19 protein-coding genes are annotated in these 26,619 nt (G+C 46.3%); 9 read left to right on the top strand and 10 right to left on the bottom strand.

All coding sequences use genetic code 11. The features are described 5' to 3' along the window. Positions 1-1,297: 1,297 nt before the first annotated feature. On the bottom strand, positions 1,298-1,885 hold the full coding sequence (locus tag QUA38_RS04245; RefSeq protein ID WP_333159500.1) for a hypothetical protein: 588 nt from the start codon (positions 1,883-1,885) through the stop codon (positions 1,298-1,300). Positions 1,886-2,145: 260 nt separating this feature from the next. Between QUA38_RS04245 and QUA38_RS04240 the strand changes: the two genes are divergently transcribed. Next, positions 2,146-3,699, top strand: coding sequence for an NAD(P)/FAD-dependent oxidoreductase (locus QUA38_RS04240; protein ID WP_333159502.1), 1,554 nt, complete (start codon positions 2,146-2,148; stop codon positions 3,697-3,699). A 229-nt stretch (positions 3,700-3,928) separates the two neighbouring features. After that, positions 3,929-5,695, top strand: a complete 1,767-nt coding sequence (locus tag QUA38_RS04235; protein ID WP_333159498.1) for an NFACT RNA binding domain-containing protein — start codon at positions 3,929-3,931, stop codon at positions 5,693-5,695. A gap of 448 nt (positions 5,696-6,143) precedes the next feature. Here the strand turns inward: QUA38_RS04235 and QUA38_RS04230 are convergent, their stop codons facing one another. Next, positions 6,144-8,249 carry an iron uptake porin gene (locus QUA38_RS04230; RefSeq protein WP_333159496.1) on the bottom strand — a complete coding sequence of 702 codons (2,106 nt, stop codon included), beginning with the start codon at positions 8,247-8,249 and terminating at the stop codon, positions 6,144-6,146. A gap of 300 nt (positions 8,250-8,549) precedes the next feature. Here QUA38_RS04230 and QUA38_RS04225 point away from each other — a divergent pair, with 300 nt between their 5' ends. The 6 genes from QUA38_RS04225 (at position 8,550) to QUA38_RS04200 (ending at position 19,023) form a co-directional block, all read left to right on the top strand. Continuing rightward, positions 8,550-9,716 (top strand): glycosyltransferase, encoded by a 1,167-nt coding sequence (locus QUA38_RS04225; protein ID WP_333159494.1) that lies wholly within the window; start codon positions 8,550-8,552, stop codon positions 9,714-9,716. Positions 9,717-9,959: 243 nt separating this feature from the next. Further along, on the top strand, positions 9,960-10,691 hold the full coding sequence (locus QUA38_RS04220) for a sugar transferase (RefSeq protein ID WP_190663127.1): 732 nt from the start codon (positions 9,960-9,962) through the stop codon (positions 10,689-10,691). 475 nt (positions 10,692-11,166) lie between these two features. Next, positions 11,167-12,198, top strand: coding sequence for a GDP-mannose 4,6-dehydratase (gmd, locus tag QUA38_RS04215; protein ID WP_333159492.1), 1,032 nt, complete (start codon positions 11,167-11,169; stop codon positions 12,196-12,198). A 405-nt stretch (positions 12,199-12,603) separates the two neighbouring features. Continuing rightward, positions 12,604-13,548: a GDP-L-fucose synthase gene (locus tag QUA38_RS04210; RefSeq protein ID WP_333159490.1), complete on the top strand. Its 945-nt coding sequence runs from the start codon at positions 12,604-12,606 to the stop codon at positions 13,546-13,548. A 681-nt stretch (positions 13,549-14,229) separates the two neighbouring features. Beyond that, positions 14,230-17,457 (top strand): efflux RND transporter permease subunit, encoded by a 3,228-nt coding sequence (locus tag QUA38_RS04205; protein WP_333159488.1) that lies wholly within the window; start codon positions 14,230-14,232, stop codon positions 17,455-17,457. Positions 17,458-17,841: 384 nt separating this feature from the next. Continuing rightward, on the top strand, positions 17,842-19,023 hold the full coding sequence (locus QUA38_RS04200) for an RtcB family protein (RefSeq protein WP_333159486.1): 1,182 nt from the start codon (positions 17,842-17,844) through the stop codon (positions 19,021-19,023). Between the two features lie 296 nt (positions 19,024-19,319). Here QUA38_RS04200 and QUA38_RS04195 read toward each other — a convergent pair whose 3' ends face one another. Beyond that, positions 19,320-19,691: a DUF4278 domain-containing protein gene (locus QUA38_RS04195; protein WP_333159484.1), complete on the bottom strand. Its 372-nt coding sequence runs from the start codon at positions 19,689-19,691 to the stop codon at positions 19,320-19,322. Between the two features lie 241 nt (positions 19,692-19,932). Further along, entirely contained in the window at positions 19,933-20,277 is a 345-nt protein-coding gene (locus QUA38_RS04190; protein ID WP_333096175.1) for a BON domain-containing protein, read from the bottom strand. 186 nt (positions 20,278-20,463) lie between these two features. Here QUA38_RS04190 and QUA38_RS04185 point away from each other — a divergent pair, with 186 nt between their 5' ends. Beyond that, positions 20,464-20,625 (top strand): hypothetical protein, encoded by a 162-nt coding sequence (locus QUA38_RS04185; RefSeq protein ID WP_333159482.1) that lies wholly within the window; start codon positions 20,464-20,466, stop codon positions 20,623-20,625. Positions 20,626-20,893: 268 nt separating this feature from the next. Here QUA38_RS04185 and QUA38_RS04180 read toward each other — a convergent pair whose 3' ends face one another. The 6 genes from QUA38_RS04180 to lpxC all read right to left on the bottom strand — a co-directional run bounded on the left by QUA38_RS04180 (position 20,894) and on the right by lpxC (position 26,591). Next, on the bottom strand, positions 20,894-22,156 hold the full coding sequence (locus QUA38_RS04180) for a DNA cytosine methyltransferase (protein WP_333159480.1): 1,263 nt from the start codon (positions 22,154-22,156) through the stop codon (positions 20,894-20,896). 136 nt (positions 22,157-22,292) lie between these two features. Further along, complete coding sequence (gene lpxB, locus QUA38_RS04175) at positions 22,293-23,465, bottom strand: lipid-A-disaccharide synthase (RefSeq protein WP_333159478.1); 1,173 nt, start codon at positions 23,463-23,465, stop codon at positions 22,293-22,295. Between the two features lie 9 nt (positions 23,466-23,474). Then, positions 23,475-24,077, bottom strand: coding sequence for a Uma2 family endonuclease (locus QUA38_RS04170; protein WP_333159476.1), 603 nt, complete (start codon positions 24,075-24,077; stop codon positions 23,475-23,477). A gap of 41 nt (positions 24,078-24,118) precedes the next feature. Then, positions 24,119-24,913, bottom strand: coding sequence for an acyl-ACP--UDP-N-acetylglucosamine O-acyltransferase (gene lpxA, locus QUA38_RS04165; protein WP_333159474.1), 795 nt, complete (start codon positions 24,911-24,913; stop codon positions 24,119-24,121). Positions 24,914-25,146: 233 nt separating this feature from the next. Continuing rightward, positions 25,147-25,668 (bottom strand): 3-hydroxyacyl-ACP dehydratase FabZ, encoded by a 522-nt coding sequence (gene fabZ / locus QUA38_RS04160; protein ID WP_333159472.1) that lies wholly within the window; start codon positions 25,666-25,668, stop codon positions 25,147-25,149. Positions 25,669-25,736: 68 nt separating this feature from the next. Further along, on the bottom strand, positions 25,737-26,591 hold the full coding sequence (lpxC, locus tag QUA38_RS04155) for a UDP-3-O-acyl-N-acetylglucosamine deacetylase (RefSeq protein ID WP_333159470.1): 855 nt from the start codon (positions 26,589-26,591) through the stop codon (positions 25,737-25,739). Between the last annotated feature and the right edge of the window lie 28 nt (positions 26,592-26,619).

Here is a 26,619-nt window from a genome sequence, read left to right as displayed (position 1 = left end):
GGTATTTTATTCATGAGTACAACGCCAGTTTATCTATCAATTAAAACCCTGGATTTTCCTTGCTATGCAGGACTACCCAGTTTGGCATCACCTTGATAAGTCCAATTTCCCAGAAAACCACCTATCTATCCTGGATAAGTCATAGAGGTATTTTAACTTTTTTTAATCATCAATGGTACCACTAATTTGCTTTTTTGCCAAATAAATCAAAAAAAATTATGCTTTTCCAGTATCTATGATTTGCGGTATAGTGTCTTTTATCGTTCTAAATGACCTCATTTGTCTCTATTCCATGAGTAAAGGTGCTAGGTCTTATCAACTGTCCGGGTCGCCTCTCCTTAATCAATTTCGACAAACATTGCGTCTTAAACACATGAGCCGAAGCTTAGTTAATATGTTCTGGTAAGTATGAACTTTAATACCGTAAAAGAAGTTACATCCTGGAAAAAGTTCATACTAAATGATGAAATATACGACCTATTACATCTTAATGATCGGTGGGTTGAGTATCTAGACCAAACAGACGATCAAAAGCCGATAGCATACAAGTTTATAGTAAGTTATGGCTTACATTGCTTCACTAAATATTCAGATTATGTTTCTAGCGAATAATCACAGTTATTGATGTATAGTGGGCCGAAAGAGTCTAGAAAATTTAATTTTGAGAGATATCAACTCTCAAAGCACTTACCGAGTATTATTAAGTCATTGGGCGAGAAAAAAACGTTAGTTTGTCACGTTTAATATGGAAAATCTGCCACCGTTGAAATTTTTGATTTAAATGGTAGAGAGCTTGATTATTACGGTGGTTTTGCAGGATTCAAAGACGTTAAAAAGCTGAAATTACCCGTACAAAGTGCTTACCCTAAATACGAAGGCATAGGCAAAGTGAAAAAAGTCGGCTTCTTCGTTATAGCCAAAAACTTATTGAATAATAAAAAATTACCGAAGCCATAAAATAACAAAGGCTCCTTAAGGAGCCTTCGCCAAAAAATCAGTTTTGGTATTCAGAACGTCTTTACCGAAACTTCCTAGACCCTAGTGGGTAACGGGACGTCATCCTTAGAGGATGTCTGCTGCATCCATATCTAATACAGTCTACTACTTTGATATATGTCAAGTATCCTTATCCTACGATACCATGATACCAGCAATTAATTGCCTTGTTGAGTACCACATAGCCTTCTGCGTTCATATGCAGGAAATCTTGACTGTATTTCGGGTTAACAATCTCCTGGGAATTCGCCAATACCTGACTGCTATCAAAAACAATTACTTGATCGCCTCCTCAATTCCTCTAAACTCTCCCCCACAAAGCCAAGCCACCGCCCCTTCCCCTAGCGGCAATTATCCCATCTTCTACCAGAAAATATGCAAAAAATGCCTGCTTCCCCACACTCAAACTAAAAAATTCTGCCTCCCGCACTTCTCCACCGCGAATAAATCCTTGATACACAGTTTTACCCAACACTTTCACAGTAATTCTGGTAAAATCAAAAGCTAAAATATTTTTATTAACCAAAAACTTAGTCGGCCCGGAAAGAGTTAGTACGATAGCCCCAACTTGCACCGAATTTTCCACCCTGCCGGTTTCGCTATTCTCTTCCCCTTCAGCAACAGGTTCGGCCGCATAAGCAATTTGAATTTTCGCAATCCACCGAGGGATGTAACGTCCCGCACCCAACACAATCCCCGCTTTTTGTCGAGTCTTTTTGGTGCCGGTGATAAAGCAGAGTTGCCAGTTTCCGATTAATTGCTCGAAAGAATAGCGAATTTTATTTTTTTTCGCGTTTTTCTCAGCTTCTAGGAGGGCGGCGACTACAGCGTCGGGAGATGGTTGAGAATTAGATTGGGCAGCTTGTTCTAGAATAGATAGATTTTCCATTTAATAATATACAGATTGGTATTTTAAGGGTGGTAGCTGAGTCGATCTCCCCCTAAATTCCCCAAAAAATCAGGGATTAGGGGTTGACTTTTACTACTTCTTCGCCCTGATTAAGGGGGGCTTTGACAGCTTCTTCTCCCACTCCGTACTACTCCGTACTCCCCTTGTTAAAGAGGGCTAGGGACGATCGCATCTGTTAAATGCCTAAGTCCTAAAGCTGCAAGACATTGATAATATTAGCTGAAGTAGCGGAGAAAAACATGGTTGCGATCGCCCCCACAGACACAGAAATCATCGTCATCGGCAGCGGGATTGGCGGCTTGACTTGCGCTGCAATGCTTGCCCGCTATGGCTTTGAGATTGTGGTTTGCGAAAGCCATTCGATCGCGGGCGGGGCCGCACACGGTTTTGAACGCGACGGATTTAGCTTCGACTCCGGGCCCTCCCTGTACTCAGGATTATCCTACAGCCAGTCTGCGAATCCCCTGCGGCAAGTTTTGGATGCGATCGGCGAAAAACTCCCCTGCATCACCTACGATACCTGGGGTTGCTGTTTGCCAGAAGGCGATTTCGACACATCCGTTGGTGCGAGTCAATTTGGCGAAGTGCTCGCACAACTGCGCGGCGCCGAAGCAGTCGCCGAATGGCAGCAACTCCAGCGCATCATGGAACCCTACGCCAAAGCTGCCATAGCCTTGCCCTCCCTGGCTTTGCGCTTCGATTTGGGCGCTGTTTTTACCCTCGGCAAATTTGCGCCGGCTTTCCTGCAAAGTGCTGGCGACGCGATCGCACTTGCAGGCCCTTTCAGCAAAATTATGGACAAAAATGTCAAAGATCCCTTTGTCCGAAATTGGCTGAATTTGTTGTGTTTCCTGCTGTCTGGACTTCCCGCCGACGGAACGATCGCAGCCGAAGTTGCTTTCATGTTCGCCGACTGGTATCGCCCCAATGCAGTTTTGGACTATCCGATCGGTGGTAGTGCAGCTTTGGTAAATGCCCTAGTACGCGGTTTTGAGCGCCACGGAGGGCAGTTGCTGCTAAATTCCCACGTTGCAGAAGTTTTGATCGAAAACAACCGGGCTGCGGGCGTGCGGCTGCGATCGGGCAAAATTATTCGATCGCACAAAGCCGTCGTTTCCAACGCTTCCGTTTGGGATACCCTGAAACTGTTGCCTGAAACCTCTGTCCCGCAAAGGTTTCGGCAAGAGAGGCAGGCGACGCCCGAGTGCGACAGCTTCATGCACCTGCATCTGGGAATTGATGCTGCCGGAGTGCGATCGGACTTGGCTTGTCACTACATCTTCGTCAAAGACTGGGAAATGGGCGTTTCCGCCCCTCAGAACGTCGTTCTCGTCTCGATTCCCTCCCTCCTCGACCCCCATCTCGCGCCTCCGGGAAAGCACGTCATTCACGCATATACCCCCGGAAACGAGCCTTACGATTTGTGGCAAAAGCTCGATCGCACCAGCCAAGAGTACAAGCAGCAAAAACAAGCGCGCGCCGAGGTAATGTGGGAAGCCTTAGAGAGAATTATCCCCAATATTCGATCGCGCTGCGAAGTCACCTTAGTTGGCACACCCCTCACCCACGAACGGTTTTTGCGCCGCCATCGCGGTTCCTACGGGCCCGGAATTCGGGCGGGTAGCGGCTTGTTTCCCGGGCCGAGAACGCCTTTAGCGGGGCTGTTTTGCTGTGGAGATTCGACGTTTCCGGGAATAGGTTTGCCGGCTGTTGCTGCTAGCGGTGCGATCACCGCCAATACGATCGCACCTTTGTACAAACATTTGCAATTGATTCAGGAAGTTATTAGTTAGTTGTTATTAGATATCTGCCATAATTCTTGTGGAATAGTTCCCCTGCCTGTTCAAAACCTGCTTTTTAGGAGATGTCTATTAGTTATCAGTTATTTGTTAACGAAATTATGGAAGAGCTTTCCTAGGGAAGGACGGAAAGCAAGAGTAAACAATAATTTTATATAATTAGTAAAATGTGACCGATATCTGTCAGCATAGAAATAGATAGTTCGATCGCCCTGAGAATACCGTGCAACCCGTAGACTTTACAACTTTAACCGCCACTTGCAGCGAACTGCGAGCCCAATGGCTGCCAGCGCGCTTAGAACAAGTCTACCAGCGCGATCGCTTCACCGTGTCCCTGGCGCTGCGTACTATGAAAGGGCGCGGCTGGATTGACCTTTCCTGGCATCCTGTGGCCGCCCGCATCTGCGTCGGCGACCCCCCGCCCCGCATTCCCGATACCTTCACCTTCAGCGAACAACTGCGGCACCAACTCAGCGGTTTAGCCTTAGTTTCCATCGCCCCTGTTGCATCCTGGGAAAGAGTCATCGACTTGCAATTCGCCAAACGCCCAGGAGAACCAGCCCTCTGGCACCTCTACGCCGAAATCATGGGCAAGTACAGCAACGTCATCCTCACCGCCCAAGACAACCTCGTTGTCACCTGCGCCCACCAAGTCAGCGCCAAACAGTCCACCGTCCGTCCCATCCAAACCGGGCAACCCTACGAAATGCCCCCGTCTTTGACCGATGCAGTGCCGAGTCTGAGCGAATCTCAAAACCGCTGGCAATCGCGAATTAGCCTGGTTCCTGGGCAATTAAAGGGCAATATGTTGAAGAATTACCGAGGGATGAGTAAAGCCTTAGTTTTGTCAATGATTCGATCGGCTTCATTAGACCCCGAACAATCCACCGACAGCCTCAATCCCGACGACTGGCAGCAACTATTCCAGCGCTGGCTATACTGGCTGCAATGCCTAGAAAACTCCAAATTTCACCCGAGTTTTACCCCCGAAGGCTACACCGTCATCGATTGGCCGACACCGGATATAAAAGAGGCAGAACCTGGAAACGAATCTAACTCCCCTGTTCCTTCTTCATTCTCTTCCGTTCAAGAATTACTTAACAGCTACTACACAGGCGAAATCAATCAAGAAGTATTCGCCCAACTGCGGCATCAGCTTACCCAAAAACTCAACAATGTCTTAGCAAAACTGCGCCTCAAAGCCAACACATTTAAAGAACGTTTGCAGCAATCTGCAGATGCCGACACCCACAAATCCCAAGCCGACTTGCTGATGGCAAATTTGCAGCATTGGGAACCGGGAATGAAATCAATTTCTCTCCCCGACTTTGAAACCGAAAAACCAGTTAGCATTCTCCTAAACCCGGAAAAAAACGCCGTTCAAAACGCTCAAGCCATCTACAAAAAACACCAAAAACTTAAAAGAGCTCGCATTGCTGTAGAACCTTTGTTAGCCGCCGTACAGGAAGAAATCGACTATTTAGAACAAGTTGAAGTAGCGCTTTCGGTGTTGGAAACCTACCGCAACACCCAAGATTTGCAAACCCTTGCCGAAATCCGCGAAGAACTGATCCAGCAAAAATACCTAGACGTACCAGATTACCGCAGTACCGACAAAAATGCTGCGATCGAATTTCACCGCTACCAAACCCCCAGCGGCTTTGAATTATTAATCGGGCGCAACAACCGCCAAAACGACCAACTCACTTTTCGCACCGCCAACGACTACGACTTGTGGTTCCACACCCTAGAGATTCCCGGAAGTCACGCTTTGCTGCGTCTGAAACCCGGTACTGTGGCTGAAGAAACCGATTTGCAATTTGCCGCCGACATGACTGCTTACTACAGTCGCGCCCGCCACAGCGAACAAGTCCCCGTGGTTTATACAGAACCGAAATATGTATACAAGCCGAAAGGTGCGAAACCGGGTATGGTTGTATACAAGCAGGAGCGGATTGTCTGGGGCAGACCGCAGCAAGCTCCGGCTTGATTTATACAAAGTGAGAAAAAGGGTCTATCGACCATTGAAACCTCCTTTTTTCGCAAAATAAAAGGTTTGGTAGGCATCAACCTACGTATAGAGCTGGTTTTTGAAACAGGCTTTATTATACAAAGTGCAAAAAAGTGCGATCGTCCCTAAATAAAAATTAAAGTGCCTCTGTAATGTAAAGTTTTATTACAGAAAATTAAATTTTGTTGTTATAATACCACTTAAGAGAGATGATATTTCTTTTAGAACCCTTTGCAAAGAAACGTGCAACTTGGGTTTCCTCACTGTGAGAACAACACTGTGGGAACACAACGGATTTAACTATTTGTGCAGACCAGCTTTAGCAAAAGCTGGTCGTTTTTGTTGAAACCTTAAATCCAAGTTAGGACAATTTTAGATTTTAGATTACAACCGCCAATCTAAAATCTAAAATCGGTGTGGGCTTCTCCTAGAAAGTAAACGTCGTTCTGACCACCCCAATCACCAAATCAGAATTATTCTTATTGTGGTCAGGAGCAGTCAGCCAAATCAGGCCAGGAGTGATAGAGATATTGTCGCTCAACTTAAACTGATAAAAACCTTCAACGTGCAGCGAAGTATCCTTATCTTCCGGCAAAGTCCGATTAGTAGAACTCGTCACCCGCGGCTCCATACCTACCAAAATGCCGGCCACATTTCCTTCTTTCAACAAATCGGGAAAAGCCAAAGTAACTGCCCAGTTCCAGATTTTTTGATCCCCCCGCTGCACAGAACCGGTAGGAGTAGCCAAGTTGGATAAAATGCGCTGGTTGGTGTAACCCGCCCAACCGCCAATTGCAAATCTCCGGTTCAACTGCCACGAAGCTTGTGCGCCGTAGGAATTGCTAGTAACTGGCAGAGTGCTGTCGCTGTCGAGCCCGAAGGAACCGAGACGCACCGGAAAATTAGAAGCATTGCTCCCGGTACCAGTAACGAAGTTGTAGGAATTAACGTAAGTTAAACCTAAAGCCATTTTGTCGTTCTGTTTGAAAGTCAACTGAGCCAAACCGCCATAAGAACCGTTGAACAAACCGTTACCCCGCGTCGGGTCCGCGGCGTTTCCAGCCAAATATCCCAAACTCAGCTCGAGTTTTTCCCCAAACTGATGCCGCAGAGCGATGCCAGAACCGCCAGTCAAATAGTAAATCGGGTTGCGAGTACCGAAATTAGAAAGAGCACCGCTGCCGCCGTCTCCGTCAAAGTAAGGGTTGACAGTGTTAGCAAAATCATCAGCAGCGCCAGCGTTGGCTTCTAAAATTACAGTCGTGTTTTTCCCTAGAGGGAATTGGTAAAGCAGCGCATCTAAACCTACAGTATTGCTGGCCTCGGCAAAAGGCCCGGCGTTAAACCGCAATTCTCCTTCAGCGGTTTTCGTATTATTCGTAGAAAACGAACCCAGATTCAAAACTTGCAGTCGAGTTCTCAGCAAATCTTCCCCAGAAAAACTCGTGTCGAAATTGATCCGAACCCTGCTGCCGAAAGCCGTGGTTTGATCAGCTTCGCGGCCCTCGGCATCATCTCCCCTGGCGATACCCGTCAAAGCAAATATCACTTCGCCGTTGAGTTTAGTCGTAGTTGAAAACTGATTTGCTTCTAATTCCGAGGCGCGCGCTTCCAAAACATCGACGCGGCCGCGCAAAGTTGCTAATTCCGCCGCAAATTCTTCTTGCAACCTTTGCACAGAAGCCAAATCTTCTCGCGTCGCCAGATTTCTGGAACCGCCTTGAATTAGCTCGGTAACTTTATCCAAACACGCATTTAAACCTGCTGCAAACTCGTAGCGAGTCATCGCCCGGTTGCCGCGAAAAGTGCCGTCAGGATACCCAGCTATGCACCCGTAGCGCTCTACTAGGGATTGCAAAGCTTGGAATGCCCAATCGGTGGGCCGAACGTCGGAAAGTTGAGAAACTGAGGTTACTTGGCCAGCCCCATCTTCGCTGCGACTGTCTTCTGCGCTGTATTGATTGATTTGTTCTAAAACATTTGACTGTGCTTGAGGTTGGGCACTTGAATCTGTGGATTGGGAAATTTGCTCGGGTTGCGCGGCCGATTTTTCTGCGTTTAAATTAGCCAGTGGTGCGGCGGGTTGCGTTTCGCTTAAGTTTGCGGGCGCTACTGCGGGGATTTGCTGCGCGACTGGTTGTTCGGCACTTAAATTTGCGGGCGCTACTGCCGGTTTGGTTTCGCTTAAATCTGCTGCAACTGCGTTTTCCGTTGCTTTTGCTTGTTCGGTAACTGGGGCGATGGGATCGTTAGCGAAGCGATCCGAAGGAAAGCCCTCGTAGAGGTTCGCACTTTCTTTCTCAATAGTTTCAACAGTCAAGTTGCTATCTAGTGAGGCTGGTTCGGCTGTCTCAGGCTTTGCTGTCTCAGACTTGGCTGCCTCGGTTGCAGCACCTGCTAATTGCAATTTATCAGTTTGAGCTGCCGTGGCAATTTCTACAGGTTGCTCTGCGAGCGCCGTCGAAGATACTACTAAACTTGCTGCCAATACAGCGGGACTAACTAAAAGTCCCTTCCACAAAAATTTGGACATTTTTCCTCACACCACATTGAGCCGATCGCCGATTCCGCAGATTTAGGCGATCGCAAATCACCTTCAGTATTCCGCCTAATAGTATTTCTTGTCAATTATCGGGGAAATCGCTGCCGGAGAGTGCTGTTTTGCTGTGGTTGATTTGACCCAAACTCCGTTTATTCCCAAAATCCTTGGTTTGACCTAGATACCTACCTAGAAACCTGGTTGATGGCTGGATATTGCGTAAGTTGATCCCTTAGTAAGACTAATATTGACAGCACTGGCGCTAACAAATCGTTTGATTGGCTACAAATACAAGTGAAAAAACTCAAATACGCCCTAGTTCACGAATGGTTGACGCCCTTAGCTACTGGCGGTTCAGAACTCGTAGTACAGGAAATCCTCAAACACGTAGACGAGGCAGATGTCTATGCCCTCATCGACTTTGAATCAGCCAATCCCGAAAGCTATCTTTTCGGGCGACAGATTGGCACAACTTTTTTGCAGCACTTTCCCAAGGCCCGCAGCGGCGTGCAAAAATATCTGCCATTTCTGCCGATCGCGATCGAACAACTAGATCTGCGAGAATACGACATCATCCTCTCATCGTCCCACGCCGTCGCTAAAGGCATCCTCACCAGTCCTCAGCAACTGCACGTCTGCTACTGCCACACACCCATGCGCTACGCTTGGGACTTAACTTTTGACTATTTGCGTAGCAGCAAAGCCGGACGGGGCATCCCGGGGCTGCTGACGCGATATTTGTTGCATCGACTGCGGCAGTGGGACGTAATTTCCGCCAATCGCGTTGATTATTTCATCGCTAACTCTCAACACACGGCGCGCCGAATTTGGCGCTGCTATCGGCGGCGGGCCCAGGTGATTTATCCGCCGGTAAATATCGAGCGATTTTCCTTGATGCGGCAAAAACAGGACTTTTACGTCACAGTTTGTCGGTTAGTAAGTTACAAAAACGTAAGTGCGATCGTCCAAGCATTCAATCAACTCGGGCATACTCTAATTGTCATCGGCACCGGGCCAGAATTAGACATGATTCGGCAAATCGCCAAACCCAACGTGCAAGTGCTCGGCTGGCAGCCCGCCTCCATAGTTGAAAAGTACATGGCAGAGGCGAAAGCCTTTGTCTATGCAGCTTGCGAAGATTTTGGCATAGCTTTGGTAGAGGCTCAAGCTTGCGGAACACCAGTAATTTCCTATGCAGCAGGGGGCGCTTTGGAGACAGTGCTCGACATTCGCCAACACCCAGACACAGGGACTGGTTTATTTTTTTCCTCCCAAACCGCAGCAGCATTAGTCGAAGCTGTCAAGGAATTTGAGCAGTTGCAAGGCAAATTTCGGCCAGAAATCAGCAGGTTGCGCGCTGAACAGTTTGGCCCCGAAGTTTTTGGGCAGCGCTATCTAGCTTTTGTGGAACGCTGCTATCAGGAATTTCACTCCCGTGATTTTACCGAGTCCGGGGCGTGAGAGTGCCAGAACCCGATAGCGGGACAATCTTCCTTGTGCCTTTGTATAAGTGCCTTCAGAACACCTCTGGATAAGTGCCTGGTGCCTTCTTTCTTCTGCCGCCAGAAGCCCTCTTCCTTCTTAATTCTGCCTTTTGAAGCCTTCTGAAGGCAGAAAATTGAGTATTGGAAACATAATTGAGAGAACAAAGCGTCTTGAGGCTTTATGATCAGGACTGTGTGTGGTGTGAAGTGAAGGAGTAAGATGACTGCCGACAGCCAACTAATCTCCGGCAAGGTAATTCGAGCGATCGCAAGACGCGGTTTTGGGTCTGTCCTGCAAGGAGATAGACGCATAAGTCGTTCTCTACAGAGCCTCGACGGAGAACTTTTCAAGCGGTTATTTGACATCCTGTTTTCCTTATCGGTTCTGATCCTGTTTGCTCCGGTTTACCTGCTTTTGGCTTTCTTAATCGCCTTAAGCTCGCCCGGTCCTATTTTTTACGTACAGGAACGAGTAGGCAAAAACCGTAAAAGGTTTTATTGCCTTAAATTCAGAACGATGGTGGAAAATGCGGACGATATATTGCTGGAAATCATGGAAAATTCTCCGCATTTGCGTCAAGAGTTTGAGGACAATTTCAAGCTGAAACAAGACCCTCGAATTACCTGGATTGGAAGATTTTTACGAATGACCAGTTTAGACGAGTTTCCCCAGTTTTGGAATGTTTTAAAAGGAGATATGAGTGTCGTCGGACCGAGACCTTTAGTTGAAGAAGAACTGCCGAGATACGGCCGTCACATCAACAAGATTCTCACCATAAGGCCTGGAATTACAGGCTTGTGGCAAGTGTCCGGTCGCAACGACATTCCCTATCCCCGCCGAGTCCAAATCGACCTCTATTACGCAAATGACAAAAACCTTTGGATGGATATGTGGATTGTTTTCAAAACAATTGGAGTTGTGATTTTTCCCAAAAATAACGGCGCATATTAATTTTAACGGCGCATATTAATTTTTGTCCGCAGTCAGCAATCGGTAGTTAGTTTTATTTATTACTGACCACTGATGCTGACTACTGACAATCCGCGACAAACTCTTTGTCAAAACTAAACAGTTCCTGGGTGCCGATCGAAGAATTGTGAGCTTAACTAAAGGGGCAAATACTTAAATAAACCTACCTCTTATTCATCTAGAAAGATCACTTCTTCTAGATAGACTACTTTAGGTTTAGGTGTTAAACTTAACTCTATAACCTTTGGCTTAAGGGGGATAGCCTACTTATCTTGGGATAGCCCACTACCCAACAGCGTAGGAAGTAAACTTCAACTGGCTTTAGGTAACTAAAGTTAAGTTTGAGTAAGTTTTATAAAGCCGTTAACGTAGAGTTTGAGAATACGCCCGGCAGGGAGCAACAGCCTCTGCCAAAAAATTTATTGTGAATTAACACAGCCTGTCACAGGAAAATCAGATGACGCAACGCAAGCGAGCGCTAATAACAGGTATTACAGGTCAAGACGGCTCCTACTTGAGCGAATTACTGTTAGAGAAAGGATATGAAGTTCACGGTATTATCCGGCGCAGTTCTAGTTTCAATACCGATCGAATTGACCACATCTATGTCGATCCTCACAGCGAGGGTGCACGCCTGTTTCTACACTACGGCGACTTGACGGACGGCACCACTCTCCGCCGGATATTGGAAGAAGTTCAGCCGGTAGAAATTTATAACTTAGGCGCTCAATCTCACGTTCGAGTCAGTTTTGACTCGCCGGAATATACGGTTGACACAGTAGGGATGGGAGTATTGCGGCTGCTAGAAGCAATTCGGGACTATCAGCACCGCACCGGCATAGAAGTGCGGTTCTATCAAGCAGGTTCTTCGGAAATGTTTGGTTTGGTACAGGAAGTTCCGCAGAAGGAAACAACTCCTTTTTATCCCAGAAGTCCTTACGCCTGCGCCAAAGTTTACGGGCACTGGCAAACAGTAAATTATCGCGAATCATACGGACTTTTTGCTTGCAACGGCATCTTGTTCAATCACGAATCTCCCCGCCGTGGCGAAACTTTTGTAACTCGCAAAATTACTCGCGCCGTTGCCAGAATAGTCGCCGGCAAGCAGAAAAAGATTTACTTGGGCAATCTCGATTCTAAGCGGGACTGGGGCTATGCTAAAGACTACGTGCGGGCGATGTGGCTGATGCTGCAACAAGACAAGCCTGACGATTATGTCATTGCTACCAACGAGACTCATTCCATTAAGGAATTTCTCGATTTGGCTTTTACTTACGTCAATTTAGATTGGCAAAAATATGTGGAATTTGACGAACGCTACTTGCGGCCTGCAGAAGTCGAACTGTTGATTGGCGATTCGACTAAGGCGCGCCAGCAATTAAATTGGGAACCTTCTGTAACTTTTCAGGAGTTAGTACATTTAATGGTAGATGCTGACAGGAAAGCTTTAGACCAGCAAGGTCGAGGTTCGGGCAACGGATTTGATTAAGTCGCTAAACCAAGCTGTCAGTGCGAACAATTTGTAGGGGTAGGACCCCGTGTCTACCCCTTTGGCGAAAGGCGTGTACCGGGGGATAGCCCCTGCAAGCACTTCACAACTGAGCAGAGGGTTGTTACAGCTATTAGCGTAGCGCGGGCATTCAGAGAACCCGCTTAATTGCTCGCAAAATTTTCGGCTGTGCGGGCTAAAAAAAACATTAAAATGAGAGTTGGGGAGTCGCGACCCCTATATCTAACTTTCGGGTGTGTATGGCGCAAATTGTCCCTCTCTGCTGCAGCTAAAACAAATGTGTGGGCAACCTCATCCTGCACCTTAAAGCTTTTTTTGCTAAAGCAACAATTTTAGAATTGAAATTGTCGATCGACCTTTATTCAAAATCCCGAGGCTAAAATTATGACAAGCTTGGATTTAAGCAGCAAACGCATTCTAGTCACGGGCGGCGCCGGTTTCTTGGGCCGTCAGGTAATCGACCAGCTAGTGAAAGCAGGGGCAGATGCTGATAAAATTTTGGTAACTCGATCGCGCGACTGCGACCTTCGCGTCATGGAAAACTGCAAGCGCGCCGCCGAAAAACAAGATATCATCATTCACCTCGCCGCCCACGTCGGTGGCATCGGCTTAAACCTAGTCAAACCCGCTGAATTATTTTACGATAATTTGATGATGGGCGCGCAACTAATCCACGCCGCCTACGAAGCAGGAGTCGAAAAATTTGTCTGCGTAGGCACTATTTGCGCTTATCCCAATTTAACCCCAGTTCCTTTCAAAGAAGACAACCTGTGGAACGGCTATCCAGAGGTAACTAATGCACCTTACGGAGTAGCAAAAAAAGCTTTATTAGTGCAACTGCAATCCTACCGTCAGCAGTACGGATTCAACGGTATCTACTTGCTACCAGTTAATCTGTACGGCCCGGAAGATAATTTTGACCCCAAAAGTTCCCACGTCATCCCCGCATTAATTCGCAAAGTCCACGAAGCGCAAGAAAGGGGAGACAAAACACTGCCAGTTTGGGGCGACGGCAGCCCTAGCCGCGAGTTTTTGTATTCCACAGATGCCGCGCGGGGAATTGTGATGGCAACGCAAGATTACAGTGAATCTGATCCGGTGAATTTGGGAACGAATAGTGAAGTTAAAATTCGCGATTTAGTGGAAACGATTTGCGAATTGATGGGATTTGAGGGAGAAATTGTTTGGGAAACAGACAAACCAAACGGTCAGCCGCGCCGCTGTTTGGATACCCAAAGGGCTAAGGAAAAGTTTGGTTTTGTTGCGGAGGTGAAGTTTAAGGAAGGGTTGAAAAATACGATTGAGTGGTATCGAGAACACGCAATTTGAGTGTAAAAAACCCGGTTTTGTGAAGAAACCGGGTTTTTTTAGGAAATAGGGTGAATGGCAGTAAATCAGCAGAAAGAACTTTTTAGTAAAGCTGGCTCTTCCTTACTTAGTGTGTCCAACCATTAGTTTAAGTAGTTAAAACCCAAGCTATGTATGAATCAAAGGAAAAAATGGCTCCAAATTAACTAAACTAAGACCGGAAACCCTTGCTGTATAAAAATTTAGGCTATTAATTTCAGATCAATGAGCACACGAAGTACGGAATATCCGGCATATTTAGCCTTCCATACCGTAAATCTGCAAAGCCGAATAAGAATGGAGTGGCGAGTTTTACAACGAACCTGTAGGTAAGGCTAACAATATAGTCAACCTACCCCCACGATAGCGGTAAATCGCCATTGCTTTCGACCTATAAAAAAGCCGATCGCAATTTCTGCCAATCTGTATTGTGGGCGATAGACTACCTCTAAAGGAATATTATAAAAAACATTTTTGACAATTTATTAAAATTTATTATACTACTTGTCAGGTGCGGAGCGTAAATAGTCTCTCACTCCCTATACAAAATCAAGCCTGACCGAAAACAATTTGGTCACTAGCCCGGCGATTCATTCCTTTGCAGGCTGAGTGACGTTGTAAACTTTCCAATTCTTTAATCTAAAATCTAAAATCTAAAATCAAATGACAGCCGACAAACCCGGATTCAGCATTAGCGCGACCGCGATTCGCCGCCACATCGGCACCCTCATGCTGACACTTGCGATTATAGTTGTGGGCATTTTCTACATCACCCAACTGCCCGTTGACTTGCTGCCCTCCATCACCTATCCTCGCATCAGCGTGCGCTTAGACGCCCCCGGAGTCTCGCCAGAAGTTGCAGTTGACGAAATTACCCGCCCCCTCGAACAAGGACTTTCAGCGACAGAAGGCGTCACGCAAGTTTTTTCCCGCACCCGCGAAGGACAAGTCAGCGTCGATTTATTCTTCAGACCGGGCGGCAATATCAACCAAGCTCTCAACGACGCGACAGCCTCCGTCAACCGAATTCGCAACCGACTTCCCGATACAGTTGAATCGCCGAATCTGTTTAAATTTGACCCTTCTCAACAGCCGGTTTACGAATTTGCCCTGACTTCAGACTCGCGACAAGGGGTAGATTTGCGGGTATTTGCAGATGAAGAATTAGCCAGGGAAATTAACGTTATTCCCGGAGTAGCTTCCGTTGACGTTTCCGGCGGCGTTCAAGAAGAAATTCAAGTTAATATTGACCTGAACCGGCTGCAAAGTTTAGGAGTTAATCTTAACGACGTTTTTAATGCTTTGCGCGATCGCAATTTAGACACTTCCGGCGGTCGGCTGCGGCAAGAATCTAACGAACCGCTGACGCGAACCATCGGCCGCTTTAGAACAGCCTCTGAAATTGCCAATCTTTCTTTTCAAGTATCCGGTTCTAACCCGCCAAAACGAGTTTACCTGCGCGATTTTGCCCGAGTCAATGACGGCACGGAAGAACAGCGAGTCAAAGTTTTTCTCAATCAAAAACCTGCCGTTAAAATTAGCATCTTAAAACAGCCGGACGCCAACACCATTACTGTTGTAGACGGAGTGAAAAATCGCATCAAAGAAATGCAGGAGTCCGGCTTGATTTCGGCGGACATGACTGTAGTTACTACCTTAGACGAATCTAGATTTATCCGCAATTCCTTAGCCGATGTGGCGAATGCGGGGGTTTCAGGAGCAGTGCTGGCTGCGATCGCTGTTTTGTTCTTTTTAGGCTCCTTGAGACAAACCCTGATTATCTCTCTGACAATTCCTCTGTGTACTCTAGCAGCCATTATTTTAATGCGGCTGTTTGGTATGTCGCTGAATTTATTTAGTTTAGGCGGTTTAGCGCTAGGAATCGGTCAGGCGATCGACACCAGCGTAGTTATTTTAGAAAATATTGTAGTCGGTCTAGACAGCAACCCTCATCTGAAAAAAGGCAGAATAAAAGATCGAAAAGAACGCACAATAGAAGAGTCAGTGTTGCGGAGTGAAGAAGTAGAATCAGCAATGGTTGCCTCCACAGCGGCTAACTTAGTATCAGTGCTGCCATTTTTGCTGATTGGCGGCTTCTTTTCGCTGCTATTTAACGAATTAATTTTGACAATTAGCTTTGCAGTAGCAGCGTCTTTGCTAGTAGCTTTAACGGTAGTACCGATGCTGACTTCTCGCTTGATGGGAATGTCTTATTCCAGCGGTATCAATCAGTTCGGGCCGATAAAACATTTCAACCGCGGCTTTGAAAACGGCACGCGGGCTTACGGTTCAATGCTCTCGAAAGTCCTGGGTTTGCGGTTAATTATAATTGTAGTAGCTTTTGTCATTTTAGGCGGTGGCACATGGGTGATGCTAGGACAAATTCCCCAAGAAATTTTGCCGAGAGTTAATACAAGTCAAGCCAGATTATTTGCTTCATTTCCTCCGGGGACTAACTTGGAAACCAATCAAAAAGTGATTGCTGCTGTCGATAAGATTCTGCTTGAACAGCCAGAAACAGAGTACACTTTAACGACAGCGGGAGGGCTGCTGTTCGGCAACAGTACGTCTGAAAATTTGCTTCGGGGAAGCAGCACAATTACGCTCAAATCAGGTACTAATACCACCGATTTTACAGAAAGAATGACTGAGGAATTGAAAAAAATTGACCTTCCTAAAGGAACTCGTCTGCGGCTAGTTCCAGAATCGATTAGGGGTTTAGTTTTAACTAATTCTCCCGTGCGGGGTGGCGAAATTGATGTCGTGGTTCAGGGGGACACTGAAGAATCATTGCAGGAAGCAGGCCGTCAGATATTAAAAGCATTAGATGAGAAGGTAAAATTAGCCCGGTTTCGGCCGGAGGCAGACCCGCCGCAGTCAGAGGTACAAATTCGTCCAGACTGGGAAAAGGCTGCTGTGTACGGGCTGACAGCCCAAGATATTGGGGAGACAATTCAGACAGCAATTGAAGGTGCTGTTCCCACTCAGTTGCAGCGGGGAAACAGATTAATAGATGTGCGGGTGCAGTTCGATCGCACTTCTGTCAAATCTATTGCCCAACTCGGACAAATCCCATTATCGGGTGGCAATAACAGCATCATCCGTTTAAGTGACGTGGCTAATATTACGATCGGCAAAGCGCCGGCAGAAATTCAGCGTCTCAATCAGCGGCAAGTTTTCTTAGTTGTCGGAAACTTGAATAAGGGTGCAAGTCTCGGCGATGCTGTCCAGCAAGTCGATGCAGTTTTATCAGAACTGAAGTTGCCGCGAGGAGTAACAATTGTGCCGAGTTCGGCTGCTGAAACTAATCAGCAATTGCAAACTTCTCTCAAGCTGTTGGGGGGATTGGCGACTTTTCTAGTGTTTGTAGCGATGGCGGTGCAGTACAACTCTTTGGTTGACCCGCTGGTGATTTTGCTGACAGTGCCACTGGCGTTGGCGGCGGGAGTATTCGGGCTTTATGTGACCAAAACTGCGATCGGTGCGACGGTGATGATCGGGGCAATTTTGCTCGTGGGAATTATCGTGAATAACGGTATTATTATGGTGGAGTTGGCGAACCAAATTCGGGAAGAGGAAGGAGTCGATCGCACAACAGCAATTCTGAGGGCGGCACCTCAGCGCTTACGGCCGATTTTGATGACAACTATTACCACAGTTTTGGGTTTGTTTCCCCTAGCTTTGGGCATTGGAGAAGGTTCGGAATTCTTGCAACCACTGGGTGTGGTGGTGTTTTCTGGTTTGTCGCTGGCGACGCTGCTGACGCTGTTTATTATTCCGTGTTTTTACATTTTGCTGCACGACTTCTTCGGGATGTTTGCAGCGAAGAAGAAGCCGCAGGCGGTGGCTATTCCCGTGCAGAAGGCGGCGAGAAAGACTCCGAATTTGTAAAATTTAGTGTCAGCTTTTTATGCACTTCGACGCAATCCGGCAGGGATTTAAACCCCTGTCTCAAAGCGAAAGTCGGTTTTACACCGACTGTAGATTTTGACGGGAAGTGCGAGCAATTTTAGTCATCTTTCAGAGGACTTTAGCTATGAGACAGGGAATTCATTCCATGTCGGACTGTCGGATTTATCAACAATACCGCTACTGCATTTGATGTGAATTTGACGCCGCAAGAATTAGTGGGTAAGGTGCGTCAGTAAACATTTTATGACTCCCCAAAGAAATTCCCGACTGACACACCCTACAAGAATTAGTGTTTTTGACATCCGAAAGTTTTTGTGTTACATTTATGCTACACAAATACTGGCAAAACCAACTTAAACAAAAATGCCCTACGAAAAATTAGACATATCAGCCCCAAAACCAGTATTATCTTGGGCAAATCACGCCCTGGGCGAAAAAGAAACCAAGATGACCGCCAACGTAGCATCTTTGCCCTTTGTATTCAAACACGTCGCACTAATGCCCGATGTACATTTAGGAAAAGGTGCTTTAGTCGGTTCCGTAATTGCCACAAAAGAAGCGATTATTCCGGCTGCTGTGGGCGTTGATATTGGTTGTGGGATGGCTGCTATTAAAATGCCATTCAAGGCTAACAAATTAGAAGGCAAACTCAAACAAATTCGCCTCGATATCGAAGCCACAATTCCTGTCGGATTTTATGAAAACAAGGAAGTAGAAAAAACTGTCACCAACTGGCAGGGATGGGGCGAGTTTAACAAACTTCATCAAGGCGTACAGCACCAAAACAATAAAGCCTTAAAACAAATGGGTTCCCTCGGTGGCGGTAATCATTTTATTGAGGTTTGCGTTGATACTGAAAACTTTGTTTGGCTGATGCTGCACTCCGGTTCTCGCGGCATTGGAAATTTGCTCGCACAGCAGCATATCGAGACTGCTAAAGATTTAGCTAAACTGGCAGAAATTAATCTGGCTGACAAAGATTTAGCTTATTTTGTAGCGGGTACACAGGAGTTTGCGGCTTACTGGCACGATTTGCAGTGGGCGCAAGATTATGCTCGTTTTAATCGCGATGTGATGATGAATCGGTTTAAGCGAATTGTGGAAAAGCACGTCGCGGGTGGCAAATCTGTTAAGCCGTTATTAGAGGTGAATTGCCACCACAATTACGCGGAAAAAGAGGTGCATTTTGGCGAAGATGTGTATGTGACTCGCAAGGGTGCTGTGCGCGCGGATGTAGAGGATTACGGGATTATTCCGGGCTCAATGGGGGCGAAGTCTTTCATTGTTAAAGGGAAGGGGAATGCTGAAAGCTACTGTAGTTGCAGTCACGGCGCGGGGCGGTTGATGTCTCGCAATCAAGCGAAAAATGTATTTACTCTCGATGATTTTGTGCGGCAGACTGAGGGGGTTGAGTGCCGGAAAGATGAGCAATTTTTAGATGAAATTCCGGGGGCTTATAAGCCGATTGATGAGGTAATGAGTCAGCAGTCGGATTTGGTGGAAGTGGTGGCGACTCTCAAGCAGGTGGTTTGTGTCAAGGGGTGACAGAAACTGGTTTATTTGTACTTCACTTACCTGGACATTGCTTTATCCCTATTCTATGACTTTCTGCAAAAAATAATCTGGAAGGCTGATAGCATAAGACTTTTACCAAAATCATTGACTTCAGCCATTCTGTTAGAAAATAAACGCTCAAATGCTAGCTCTATCTACAGTTAAAAATTTGGCTCTTATTTTTATTTTCCCAGAGTGACAGAATAGGGTTATGGGAAAAGGGGGGAAATCAAACCGCTGTTGATTTCCCCCCTCTTGACAAACGCTTTGTTTTCTGAAACTTTTCTCTAACAGACCATTTGTCTCGACTCAATTTCTAGCAAACGCAGCAGTCTTTCATCGCCCTTGGCCTTGGCTGCTTGCTTTCTACGATCGAGAATATTGCAAATATTCGCTTGGTGGACTTGCGCCACTTCCACAACTGTTGGGTAAGATTCAACCGCCCCTGGGGTGCGAACTGCTGCGCTATCCCGATCGCCAGCTTGAGAATCTCGCTTTGTAGTATAGTTTGTACCGCCGTATTTATTTGGGGCGGGAATGTGTCTCGGATAGCGATAGTTCCAGTTTTGGCCCCGATATTTGCCCGCGACTTCGCCTTCGATCATATCGACAGTCGGAATGTCGTACTCATAGTGTGCGCCGCGATAAGTGAGTTTCATATTTTTTGATCCTTATATGTATGGAGATAAAAAGGGCAGTCAGGCTAGCTTGGGTTTTTTCGCTAAAACTTTTTTAGTTTCTGTATTCAATTATACTGTTTTTTAAGATGAATTCGTTAAATTTACAAAAATTAATATTTTGAGGGGCAGAGGGCAAGAAAAAACCCGCCGCCGCGGGTTTAATCGAGCTTTTGACTAATTCGAGCCGCGCCCGGAGCGAAACTGCTTCGGTTCCGAAGAACTACCCGACTGTCACCTGATCGGTTTGCACGTTTGTTGCACCTTCTTCAGCAGAGGCGATCGCTACCAACTTGTCGAGAATTTCCTGACTGGGAACTTGACCTTTGAGAACAACTGTGCTGCTGAGCTGAGCCACATAAACAGTCTCGATATCAGCAACTTCTGCATCGCTGTCAAAAGCTAAAGCAACCCGCTTCGCTAAGCCGCTCTCGTCAAAATTTCCGTCTGGGCCGACTTTAGCAGGAGCGATGGATTGCGCTTGTGCTGCTTGCTGTACTACTTGTGCCATCGGTTCAGCCGGGGCTTCAGGCTTTTCGAGTCCGAACAGTCTTTTAAACCAACCCATATTAGTTGAGTCTCCTGAAAATACACTTTTTCCAAGATAGCTCTAGAATTTCAAAAGACTCGTAATTGTTGCAAAACTCAGCGAAATTTATCAAAATGTTTTATCGGGAGACTTTTACAATCTAAAATCTTAAATGGTATCTAGATGTTGATGTTGCTATTGGATGTATAGGACGATCGCTCCGTCTTGGATAACAGAGGCGTAGTCGAAGCAGTTCCCCCACTGTCACCTAAAAAAAAACTGGACAGCGCGCCGGAATACATTCTCGGTTTGTTTAACTACGCGGGACATCTCCTGCACGCCGTCGAAATGTGTCCACCGATACAGGGAACGGTAGCCCGCGCTTAATTAAGGGTAGTTCTGCATATAGCAATCTTTGCCTGAGTCGTAAATTTTTAACCCCACCCAAACCCTCCCCGAACCCGCTCGCTGGGGAGTAAGAAATCCACAAATGATGCGAGGATTGCTATAAGTAGTTATGCGATTTGATCTAACCCGGTCTGTAGAAGGAGATGACAGGCAAAAATCACTACTTGTTTACCAATTAGCAATTACTAATTTCTAATTACCAATTACCAATTACTAATTCCCCGTTAGAGATAATTAAATCTAACTCTTAACTTTTTAGATAATATTGTTCTGCTTCCGACCAATTCAGCTTAAGCAACGAATCATCTCCCCAGGTCAGTTTGAGACTCGGCTTAATTGCTTCCACGCCCAAAGCGCTAATAATCTGCGCTGCTACAGCTTTCGCCAATAGCGGTGGTACAGAATTTCCGACTTGGCGAAAACCGTGCCATTTTGTAACGTGAAATCTAAACCAGTCAGGATAGGAATGGAGTCGCGCAGCTTCCCTGACAGTAATGCACCGAGGCGCGATCGGGTGAATCGGTCTCGGCGAAGTATAAGCCCCCCTAGCTCGGTCGGTTCCAGCCCTGAGAGTGTTGCAAACTCCCTGGGGATGAAGCTTATAAAAACGGCTGATCGGCTCTTTTTCGCCGTGTTTAGCAGCATGAAACCTTTCCATACATTCCAGAGAGTGTTGAGTTCGCAAACTACAAGAGAGAATTTGTTGATCGTAGTGGCGATCGTAGGAATAATCATCCTCCAAACCATCAATCCCGCGCATTATACTCGCATAAGCGCTGCACTTTCCGTACTCCGCGATTACCCAATCTCGGTGCAGCAACTCGCTGTACTTTTCCACTTCCGGCAAATCTCCAATCGCATCCCAAACTGTCGGGACAGCAGGTAAATTAACTTTTTTATAGCGTTTAGGAATTTTAATTTTCGGCAGTATCGTAGTTTGCTGAGGGTATTTGGGTAGCTCATAACCTGCTTTGCACCCAATCAGAAACAAGCGTTTGCGAGCTTGAGGCACTCCGTAATGAACTGCGTTGAGAACTTGATAGTTTTCTTCTACTTGATAGCCTGCTTCCAGAAAAGAGCTAATTAAAATATTCAGGAGTTCTTTGTGTTCTCCTGATGCAATTCCCGGCACATTTTCCATTACGAAAAATTTGGGTTTTAGCTCCAAAACTAAGCGTTTAAAGTGAAAAATTAGAGAATTTCGCGGGTCGTCCACATCGCGCTTGCCCATCATCGAGAATCCTTGACAGGGCGAACCGCTAATTACTACGTCTATCTCCCGCCGCCCGATCGCCGATTTTTTCCGAATTTCCGATCCCGTAAGCTGTGTGACATCTTTGCACAGAATAGAACACAGCGGGAAATTAAACTCGTGTGTGGCGCAGTGAATAGGGTCAATTTCGACTGATGCAAGTACATCAAAACCTGCTTGTTCAAAGCCCAGGGTCATGCCGCCCGCGCCTGCAAATAAATCAACAGCGATCGGTCGCTTTTTCCGATTGCTTGGCATAACATTTCAATAACAAAGTTGCTTTAATAGAAATTAAAAAAATTAACCGGGTTTTTGGTAATAAATCTTGGGTTTGTCAAGGAGCCATCCACAAATTAACCGGGTTTATACATAACCTTTCAATACCAAAATTGCTTTAAGAAGCTGTATTTAATTTGACATTTTTCATTATTTCCGCAGCGGCCCGATCGCACACACCTACATCTCCGAGACTTTCGCGCATTTCCCGATAACCTGCCAAAGTTTGCTGGCGTCGATCGGCATTTTGCAGCAATTCCAATGCGTGGTCCACTATATTTTCAGCAGTCGCCTCGTCTTGCAGCAACTCCGGGACGATCGGTTTCATTTGCACCAAATTGGGCGGTGACATAAAAGGAATCGAAAATTTCAGCACGTGGCGAGCAATAATCGCCGTAATCGGACTGACGCGATAGATGACAACTTGCGGAACATCCAGCAAAGCCAACTCCAAATTAACAGTACCAGATTTAGCGATCGCCAGATCGGCAGCCGCCAAGATTTCCAGAGTTTGATTTTCTAACAAAGTAGCCCGCAAACCGTAATTCTCAATCGCTTTTTCGATTTTGCTGCGGAAAGCTTTGTTAGCAAGCGGAATCAAAAAATCAACTTCCGGCAATTTAGCTTGAATAGTTTGAGCGGCCTCAAATATAACAGGCATCAGGTACTTGAGTTCTTGGTGTCTAGAAGCGGGAATTAGGGCGATCGACACCTGTTCCGGCCCAATTCCCAAAGTTTTGCGGGCAACTTCCCGGCTGGGCGCAGATTGCATTCTATCCACCAAAGGATGACCAACCCAACTCACTTGGGCTCCTTTTTTTTGATAATAACAAGCTTCTTCAGGAAAAATCGCCAAAAGGTGGTCGCAAATATTGACAATCAAATCAGTATTGCGAGGAGAAATCGACCAAACCCATTCTTGAGGTGCAATGTACCAAATCACCGGCAAATCCGGCAAACAGCGACGGATGTAGCTGCCAATGCCGAGATTTGGAGTCAAATAATCAATCAATACAACCGCATCGGGGCGGAAATTTTTGAGATATTTTTTAGCTTTTTCCTGAACTTTGATCGTCGGCAAAATATAGGGTACAGATTCTATAAGGCCCATAGAACCAATGCCCACAGTATCGCCTAAAATAGTAGCCCCAGCTTCTGCCATACGAGGCCCGCCTAATCCTGTTATTTCTAACTCTAAACCAGCGGCGACAGCGTGACGTTTTAAGGCTGCAATTAACAAAGCTCCTTGCAAATCCCCAGAAACCTCACCAGTGCTGATAAAAATTTTCATATTCTCACTTTATACAGGTAAGATGTTTGCTAATAACTCGGTAACAGCATCATATTGATCCGGCATATTAGCACAGCGTAGCAGTAATTCTAAGTGCAGATCGGGAAGGAATGTACTCTGGCCAATCTCCTCATAATTTTCACCTGTTAAGTAATAGAGAGATAACTGACTATTTTGCCAAAACCATACTTCCCTAACGCCCAATCTTTTGTAAAATTCTAAAGTATTTATCCCGCCACTGGTAATTACCACTTCAATAGCAGTATCTGGGACTCTTTTTGGGGTTCCTATGTCATAGGAATCATCCGGCTCTTTTCTACCGCCTAATTCTCTGTTACCGAGAGTCGGCCCGCCCTTGCCGTAAAATCGAATTCCATTTGCTCTCATATATGCCTCTAGCAGCATACAGAGAGTTTTCTTGATTATTTCGTGTTCGGGCGAGACAGTCATAATTTGCAGTTTTTGATCTAGATAGAAAAATTTCACACCTCTGACATCTTTAAAAGCTGCTTCTATCGCTTCAAATTGTTCCCAACTCACATCTAAGAACCTGATGCAGCCATCTTGTTCTGTTTCAGGGGACGTAGATTGGACTGAAGTATAAACATTCATTGGGCAACAGTCGCTTAGTTCCTAGGCTTATTCTACCTCATTCACTTTTTGCCAGGAATCAAACCGCGCCGCCCTTTGGTTATAGACTGCTGCACAAATCTCCGCAGGTGCTGCAAGTGGGCGTTTTCCGGTAACAAATCCAACTGTTCCAAAGCTTGATTTAGAGTGTAACCAGAATGGTAGAGAATACGAAAAGTTTTCTTCAAAACTAGCAAATCTTCTGCTGTAAAACCAGCGCGTTCGAGGCCTATTTTGTTGATAGCTCGCACTCTCGAAGGATTCCCCTCGACTAGCATATAAGGAGGTACGTCTCGATCGATCCTGCTCAAGCCGCCCACCATAGACAAGCGGCCGATGTGGACAAACTGGTGAACGCCCAAAACACCGCTCAATCGGGCTTGAGACTCGATTTTAACGTGTCCGGCTAAGGCTACAGCATTGGCGATAATTACTCGATCGGCGATCGCGCAATTGTGTCCGACATGAACATAAGCCATCAATAGATTATTATTGCCAATTGTCGTGCTTTCCCCCGCTCCAGTAGCGCGGTTAATTGTCACGTATTCCCGAATTTGATTGCTGTCGCCAATTTTCACCCTAGTCGGAGAACCCTCGTATTTCAAATCTTGAGGTTCCAAACCAATCGCCGCACCGGGGAAAATTTGATTGCGAGCGCCTATTTCGGTTAGCCCGTCGATAATTGCATGGGCACCAATCTTAGTATCAGGCCCGATTTTCACTCTTTCCCCAATTACAGCATAAGCTCCCACTTCTACAGTCGGGTGAAGTTCAGCACCGGGATGAATCACAGCAGTTGGGTGAATCAAAGTAAGCATTTGTCAGTTGTTTTGCTGGTAAGTGGGAAGGAAGTTTGGCAACGCGCAGTGTAAGGGATTAAACTGATTTAACGGATGGATGTTGAAGCAAGAAGGAAGGGGGAAGAAGGAAGAACGAAGAAGGAATTTTTTTAATTTTAAGATTACTTCCTGCCGATGAAGGCTTCGCGGTTTCAATTTAAATTGAAAACTCATAACTTAAAACTACCCCTAAGCCCTCACTAATTCCAAATTTAATCTACCATCGAAAACGTCAATTCTCCTTCACAAACTTTTTGTCCGTCTACTTCACCCAAAGCCTGCATTTTTGCGAAGCGGCGGCGTTTTACCCACAGCAATTCTACAGTCATCAGCAACTGATCGCCCGGTACAACCTGACGACGAAACTTGACTTGATCAATTCCGGTAAACATCCACAATCCTTGCTTGATGTCGGGCAACTGAGCGAGAACAATACCGCCAACTTGAGCCATAGCTTCAACAATTAATACCCCCGGCATAATCGGCCGTCCGGGAAAATGCCCTTGAAAATGCGGTTCGTTGAAAGTCACATTTTTAATTCCTACAGCCTTCTCGGACGGCACGTAATCAACAATCTTGTCAACCAGTGCAAAAGGATAGCGATGAGGCAATAATTTATGAACTTCTTCGAGAGTAAAAGTAGATTTAACCGCTGGAGAATCTTCACCGTTTTTGGTGGGGATGGATTCAGAATTAGCAGTATTGAGGGTGTTAACTTCAGTCAGCGTGGACATTGCTTGAAGACTTTTGAGTGTGGTATGGCAGAAGGAATATGCAATCTTAACAGATTGTGTGTTTTTTCCTAACTTTTATCTAGCGTAGCTAGAGCTTCCGATTTCAGGGCTTGGGCGAGTTGGACGTGTAAGTTGTGACTGGCTTTGTAAGCCAAGTAGTGAGCTTTTGGCCAAGTTCCGAGCAGGCTGAGGTCGCCTGCTAAGTCTAGGATTTTATGGCGCACTGGTTCGTTGGCAAATCTCAAGGGCGGGTTGAGCCAGCCGGATCGATCGCAAACTAGGGCGTTCTCTAGGGTACCACCTTTGATCAAACCTGCTTGTCGCAATTGGTCAACTTGGCGAGCAAGTCCAAAAGTGCGGGCTGGGGCGATCGCCGTCGCAAAACTTTCTGCCTCTGGCGACCAACTGTACCATTGATTGCCGATCGCCTGTTCCTCAAAATCAATTCCGTAACTAAATCGAGTTTCGGCTGAGGGTAAAGCCGCTGCAAAAGCATCTCCGTGACGCACCCAAATTGGCTGTTCAAGGACGAAGGAGGAAGTGGAGTCTTGCTTCGATTCTTGAGGAACTAAGCCGGTATGGGCGATCGCCTCTACCCAAACCAGAGCAGAACCGTCCAGCAGAGGCAGTTCCGGCCCATCAACCTCAATTCGAGCATTATCCGCTCCCATCCCCGCCAAAGCGGCTAATAAATGCTCTACAGTGCGAATTTCAGCATCGATACCTGCGAGTTCAGTTGAAAGTGCAGTCTGACAAACCGCCTCAATTTTTGCAGGAATTATTGGAGCACCGGGCAAGTCAATTCTGACAAAATAGCGGCCTTCCCCAACCTCCGCAGGCAAAACTCGGACGCGAGTTTGTTGGCCGCTGTGCAAACCGATTCCCGACAGTTCAAATTCAGATTTTAGGGTGTGAATAGTCATTTGGAATAAGGAAAAAGGAAGAAGGAAG

It is taken from the genome of Microcoleus sp. Pol12B4, assembly GCF_036701385.1.
Taxonomy (GTDB): Bacteria; Cyanobacteriota; Cyanobacteriia; order Cyanobacteriales; family Microcoleaceae; genus Microcoleus.
The sequence above is the reverse complement of the archived record's forward strand: the minus strand, read 5'-3'. Positions and strand labels throughout refer to the sequence as shown.

Coding starts and splice junctions, on each gene's coding strand:
- QUA38_RS04245 (WP_333159500.1), bottom strand. CDS start 1,885: ATGGAAAATCTATCTATTCTAGAACAAGCTGCCCAATCTAATTCTCAA.
- QUA38_RS04240 (WP_333159502.1), top strand. CDS start 2,146: ATGGTTGCGATCGCCCCCACAGACACAGAAATCATCGTCATCGGCAGC.
- QUA38_RS04230 (WP_333159496.1), bottom strand. CDS start 8,249: ATGTCCAAATTTTTGTGGAAGGGACTTTTAGTTAGTCCCGCTGTATTG.
- QUA38_RS04220 (WP_190663127.1), top strand. CDS start 9,960: ATGACTGCCGACAGCCAACTAATCTCCGGCAAGGTAATTCGAGCGATC.
- gmd (WP_333159492.1), top strand. CDS start 11,167: ATGACGCAACGCAAGCGAGCGCTAATAACAGGTATTACAGGTCAAGAC.
- QUA38_RS04210 (WP_333159490.1), top strand. CDS start 12,604: ATGACAAGCTTGGATTTAAGCAGCAAACGCATTCTAGTCACGGGCGGC.
- QUA38_RS04205 (WP_333159488.1), top strand. CDS start 14,230: ATGACAGCCGACAAACCCGGATTCAGCATTAGCGCGACCGCGATTCGC.
- QUA38_RS04200 (WP_333159486.1), top strand. CDS start 17,842: ATGCCCTACGAAAAATTAGACATATCAGCCCCAAAACCAGTATTATCT.
- QUA38_RS04195 (WP_333159484.1), bottom strand. CDS start 19,691: ATGAAACTCACTTATCGCGGCGCACACTATGAGTACGACATTCCGACT.
- QUA38_RS04190 (WP_333096175.1), bottom strand. CDS start 20,277: ATGGGTTGGTTTAAAAGACTGTTCGGACTCGAAAAGCCTGAAGCCCCG.
- QUA38_RS04180 (WP_333159480.1), bottom strand. CDS start 22,156: ATGCCAAGCAATCGGAAAAAGCGACCGATCGCTGTTGATTTATTTGCA.
- lpxB (WP_333159478.1), bottom strand. CDS start 23,465: ATGAAAATTTTTATCAGCACTGGTGAGGTTTCTGGGGATTTGCAAGGA.
- QUA38_RS04170 (WP_333159476.1), bottom strand. CDS start 24,077: ATGAATGTTTATACTTCAGTCCAATCTACGTCCCCTGAAACAGAACAA.
- lpxA (WP_333159474.1), bottom strand. CDS start 24,913: ATGCTTACTTTGATTCACCCAACTGCTGTGATTCATCCCGGTGCTGAA.
- fabZ (WP_333159472.1), bottom strand. CDS start 25,668: ATGTCCACGCTGACTGAAGTTAACACCCTCAATACTGCTAATTCTGAA.
- lpxC (WP_333159470.1), bottom strand. CDS start 26,591: ATGACTATTCACACCCTAAAATCTGAATTTGAACTGTCGGGAATCGGT.